Origin of the sequence: Rhodococcus sp. ENV425 (assembly GCF_002887785.1) — a bacterium.
Taxonomy (GTDB): Bacteria; Actinomycetota; Actinomycetes; order Mycobacteriales; family Mycobacteriaceae; genus Rhodococcus; species Rhodococcus aetherivorans.
This window is the reverse complement of the sequence record NZ_PCZU01000192.1, coordinates 8135-12655: the sequence shown is the minus strand read 5'-3', so window position 1 is coordinate 12655 and position 4521 is coordinate 8135. Positions and strand designations below refer to the sequence as shown.

Genomic DNA, 4521 nt, shown 5'->3' with positions numbered 1-4521 from the left:
CACCGCCGCGCCGAGCACGAACACGGGTGCGGTGGAGGCCCGCTCGGCGACCGCCAGTCCGAGCGGCAGTCCGACCATCTGCGCCGCGGCGATCGCGATGCCCTGTGCGCCGGTGGCGCGGCCGAGCAGCCGGGCGGGCGCGAGTTCGGCCACGAGGGCGGCGCTGGCCACGGTGATCATGCCGAAGCCGATCCCCCGCACCGCGGAGGTCGGCAGCACCACGGCCGGGTGCAGCGACAGCAGGAGCAGCAGCGACGGCAGGCCCAGCAGCAGGCATCCTGCGGCGAGCACGGGCCGGTAGCCGCGGGCCCGCACCAGGCGCGGCACCGCCGGTTGGGTGAGCACCGTCGCGCCCATGAACACCGCCGTCACCGCGCCGGCGAGGGTGCCGCTGCCGCCGGCGTCGGCGACGGCCCGGGGCACTACGGGCAGCAGCAGGGAGAACCCGGCGAACGCGCCCGCCGCCATCGCCCAGGCGGCGGGCAGCCCCGGCACCGCGAACAGGCCCGGCCGATCCGACGACGTCAGAGCAGCCTCAGCACACCGGCGATCGCGGCGAGCAGGGTCAGCGCCAGCAGCACCCCGGCGAAGAGGGTGTTGCCGCCCCGCCACGTCGACCAGGTGCCACCCGCGGCGAGGCCGGCGAGCATGAACAGGCCGTACGTCAGGACGACGTCCACTACAGGGTGCCCTTGGTCGACGGCACGCCGCTGACCCGGGGATCCGGTTCGACGGCCTGGCGCAGCGCCCGCGCGACGGCCTTGAACTCGGCCTCGGTGATGTGGTGCTGGTCGCGGCCGTAGAGCACGCGTACGTGCAGGGCGATGCGGGCGTGGAAGGCGAGGGATTCGAACACGTGCTTGTTGATCACGGTCGAGTACGGCACGCCGGGGTAGCCGCCGATCACCGAGTGCACCATGTAGTCCGGTTCGCCGGTGTGCACGCAGTAGGGCCGGCCGGAGACGTCCACCGCCGCGTGCGCGAGGGTCTCGTCCATCGGAATGAACGCGTCGCCGAAGCGGCGGATGCCCCGCTTGTCCCCGAGTGCCTGATTCAGCGCCTGACCGAGGACGATCGCGGTGTCCTCGACGGTGTGGTGCGCCTCGATCTCGATGTCGCCCTGGGCGCGCACGGTCAGGTCGAAGCTGGCGTGCTGACCGAGCGCGGTGAGCATGTGGTCGTAGAACGGGACACCGGTGGTGATGTCGGTGCGGCCGGTGCCGTCGAGGTTCAGCTCGACGACGATGGACGACTCCTTGGTGGCACGCTCGATCCGCGCGGTGCGCGGGGTGGGGGTGGTCTGCTCGCTCATCGCCCGTCCTCGATCTCGGTGGCGGCGAGCTTCTCGCTCACCCGTAGCAGTTCGTCGTTCTCGTGGGCCAGGCCCACGGTGGTGCGCAGGAACCCGGGGATACCGACGTCCCGGATCAGCACACCCTCGTCGAGGTAGCGCTGCCAGGTCGCGGCGGCATCGGCGAAGCGCCCGAACAGGATGAAGTTCGCGTCCGAAGGCACCACGTGGTAGCCGAATCGGGTCAGCTCGGTCGCGATGCGGTCGCGTTCGGCGCACAGCCGCGCGACCGAGCCGAGGGTCTCGTCGGCGTGCCGCAGCGCGGCCCGGGCGGCAGCCTGGGTGATCACCGACAGGTGGTAGGGCAGCCGCACGAGCAGCAGTGCCTCGACGAACGCGGGCGCGGCGGCGAGGTAGCCGAGCCGGCCCCCGGCGAACGCGAACGCCTTGCTCATAGTGCGCGAGACGATCACCTTGGCCGGGAACTCGTCGATCAGCGCGAGCGCGCTGGGGGCGGCGGAGAACTCGGCGTAGGCCTCGTCGACGATCACGATGCCGGGCGCGGCCGCGCAGATCGCGCGCAGCTCGTCGAGCGGGATGCTGTGCCCGGTGGGGTTGTTCGGGCTGGTGACGAACACCACGTCGGGTTGCTGCCGGCGGATCGCGGCCACCGACGAGTCGAGGTCGAGGGTGAAGTCCTCGCCCCGGTAGGTCGGCAGCCACTCGGTCTGGGTGCCGTCGGCGATGATCGGGTGCATCGAGTAGGACGGCACGAATCCCATAGCGGATCGGCCCGGCCCGCCGAAGGCCTGCAGGATCTGCTGCAGGATCTCGTTGGACCCGTTGGCGGCCCAGACGTTCTCGACGCTCACGCCCACCCCGGTCTGCCGGGTCAGGTAGGCGGCGAGGTCGGTGCGCAGCGCGACGGCGTCACGGTCGGGGTAGCGATGCAGCTGCGCGGCGGCCTCGCGCACCGACTCGGCGACGTCGTCGATCAGGGCGCGGGTCGGTGGGTGCGGGTTCTCGTTGGTGTTGAGCTGCACCGGCACCGTCAGCTGCGGCGCACCGTAGGCGGACTTGCCGCGCAGGTTCTCCCGCAGCGGCAGGTCGTCGACGGTGATGCCGGATCCCGGGGCGCTCACTGCAGGTCCTCGAAGCGCAGCCGCACGGCCTCGCCGTGCGCGGGCAGGTCCTCGGCGGTGGCGAGGGTGATCACGTGCCCTGCGACGTCCTCGAGCGCCTCGCGGCTGTACTCGACGACGTGAATGCCGCGCAGGAACGTCTGCACGCTCAGTCCGGACTGGTGCCGGGCGCAGCCGGCGGTGGGCAGCACGTGGTTCGAGCCGGCGCAGTAGTCACCGAGGCTGACCGGCGCCCAGGGGCCGACGAAGATCGCGCCCGCGGCCCGTACCCGCGCGGCGACCGCGGAGGCGTTCTCGGTCTGGATCTCGAGGTGCTCGGCGGCGTAGGCGTCGACGACCTTCAGGCCCTGGTCGAGGTCGTCGACGAGGACGATCCCGGACTGGCTGCCCGACAGCGCGGTCCGTACGCGTTCGCGGTGCTTGGTGAGCTCGAGCTGGGCGGCGACGGCGGCGTCGACGGCGTCGGCGAGCTCGGCGCTGGTGGTGACGAGGACCGACGCGGCCATGACGTCGTGCTCGGCCTGGCTGATCATGTCGGCCGCGACGTGGACCGGATCGGCGGTGTGGTCGGCCAGGATCGCGATCTCGGTGGGGCCGGCCTCGGCGTCGATGCCGACGACGGCGCGGCACAGGCGCTTGGCGGCGGTGACGTAGATGTTGCCCGGGCCGGTGATCATGTCCACGGGCGCGAGTTCGGCGTCGTCGACGGCGGTGCCGTCCGGTGTCACGACGGCGGTGCCGTCCGGTGTCATATCGGTGCCGCCGTAGCTGAGCAGCGCCACGGCCTGGGCACCGCCGACGGCCCACACCTCGTCGACGCCGAGCAGGGCGGCAGCGGCGAGGATGGTCGGGTGCGGCAGGCCTCCGAAGTCCGCCTGCGGCGGGGACGCGACGACGAGCGACTCGACGCCGGCGGCCTGGGCGGGCACCACGTTCATCACGACCGACGACGGGTAGACGGCGTTGCCGCCGGGCACGTACAGCCCCACCCGCTCGACCGGCACCCAGCGTTCGGTGACGGTGCCGCCGGGCACGACCTCGGTGACGGTGTCGGTGCGGCGCTGGTCCTGGTGCACCGTGCGGGTGCGTTCGATCGCGACGACCAGCGCCGAGCGCACGGCGGGATCGAGTTCCTCGAGGGCCCGGTCGAGTTCGGCCTTCGGCACCCGCACGCGGTCGGGGCGCACCCCGTCGAACTTCTCGCTGTAGTCGAGGGCGGCGGCGGCGCCTCGGTCGCGCACGTCCTCGACCACGGGCCGCACCTGATGCAGCACCGCGTCCACATCCACTCCGCCGCGGGGCAGCGCGCCCCTCAGCTCCGCAGTGGTGGGGGTTCGACCACGCAGGTCGGTGCGGGCAAGCATGAGGTGTCCTCTCTCGCGAACGGGGGTCCGTTCCATTATCCGTGATGGCGGCGATCGCCCTCGACGGCAGTCCCCGAACGCGCCGTCCGTGCGCCTCGGGGCGGCCGGCGGCCGGACCTATGCTGACCACATGGAGGACGATGTGTCGCACCCCCCGACGTTGGGGGAGCTGATCCGCCGGCAACGTGAGCTCGCCGAGTTGCCCATGCGGCAGCTCGCCGCGATGGTGGGGATCTCGAACCCGTATCTGTCGCAGATCGAACGGAACCTGCGGGCGCCGAGCGAACGCGTGCTGCAGGCCATCGCCGAGCAGCTGCATCTGTCGGCGGATGCGTTGACGGCCGAGGCGGGGCGGCCGGATCCGGGAGAGTCCGCGGTGGTGCACGCGATCCGGGAGGATCCGGATCTGACGAACGCGCAGCGGCGGTCGCTGGTGGAGATGTACGAGGCGTTCCGGGAGGTGACCGTGGGTAAGCGGCGCCGGGGTGCGCGCTCCGACGACGATGCGGAGTGAGTAAGGTCACATCGGACGGCATAATGTGAGCCATCCTCAGGTTTCGGCTGGTGGGGCGCCGCGTCCCCGCCCGCCCGCCCCACGTGCAGCTCGCATGTACTTCGCGGTAAGATGCGCGACCCGGCACGCGGTGTCACCCTCGGGGCACACCCCTCTTCCCCATCTGGAGATGTCCCTTGCTCGACCACGTGCACAAGAAGTTGAAGTCGA

The 4521-nt window shown here is 71.9% G+C and carries 6 protein-coding genes; 1 reads left to right on the top strand and 5 read right to left on the bottom strand.

Translation table 11 applies throughout. The features are described 5' to 3' along the window. From CQZ88_RS16310 to hisD, 5 genes are all read right to left on the bottom strand, one after another. A partial coding sequence (locus tag CQZ88_RS16310) for an MFS transporter (RefSeq protein WP_146034319.1) occupies positions 1-495 on the bottom strand: 495 nt, incomplete at its 3' end. A gap of 29 nt (positions 496-524) precedes the next feature. After that, positions 525-680, bottom strand: a complete 156-nt coding sequence (locus CQZ88_RS29930; RefSeq protein ID WP_006937015.1) for a hypothetical protein — start codon at positions 678-680, stop codon at positions 525-527. Continuing rightward, the gene (hisB, locus tag CQZ88_RS16305; protein ID WP_029544085.1) at positions 680-1312 is read right to left on the bottom strand and encodes an imidazoleglycerol-phosphate dehydratase HisB; all 633 of its coding nucleotides are present in this window, start codon (positions 1310-1312) and stop codon (positions 680-682) included. Before hisB ends, CQZ88_RS29930 begins: the two co-directional genes overlap by 1 nt. After that, positions 1309-2433: a histidinol-phosphate transaminase gene (locus CQZ88_RS16300; protein WP_006937022.1), complete on the bottom strand. Its 1125-nt coding sequence runs from the start codon at positions 2431-2433 to the stop codon at positions 1309-1311. The genes hisB and CQZ88_RS16300 overlap by 4 nt, the downstream gene beginning before the upstream one ends. Further along, a complete protein-coding gene (hisD, locus tag CQZ88_RS16295) occupies positions 2430-3797 on the bottom strand; it encodes a histidinol dehydrogenase (protein WP_029544087.1) in 1368 nt (455 codons plus the stop codon). The genes CQZ88_RS16300 and hisD overlap by 4 nt, the downstream gene beginning before the upstream one ends. A gap of 130 nt (positions 3798-3927) precedes the next feature. On the opposite strand from hisD, the gene CQZ88_RS16290 reads away from it, so the two are divergent. Next, a complete protein-coding gene (locus tag CQZ88_RS16290; RefSeq protein ID WP_029544089.1) occupies positions 3928-4311 on the top strand; it encodes a helix-turn-helix domain-containing protein in 384 nt (127 codons plus the stop codon). The last annotated feature ends 210 nt before the right edge of the window (positions 4312-4521 follow it).

Excerpts from the sequence above, each read along its gene's own strand:
- hisD (WP_029544087.1), bottom strand. The coding sequence starts at position 3,797 with ATGCTTGCCCGCACCGACCTGCGTGGTCGAACCCCCACCACTGCGGAG.
- CQZ88_RS16290 (WP_029544089.1), top strand. The coding sequence starts at position 3,928 with ATGGAGGACGATGTGTCGCACCCCCCGACGTTGGGGGAGCTGATCCGC.
- hisB (WP_029544085.1), bottom strand. The coding sequence starts at position 1,312 with ATGAGCGAGCAGACCACCCCCACCCCGCGCACCGCGCGGATCGAGCGT.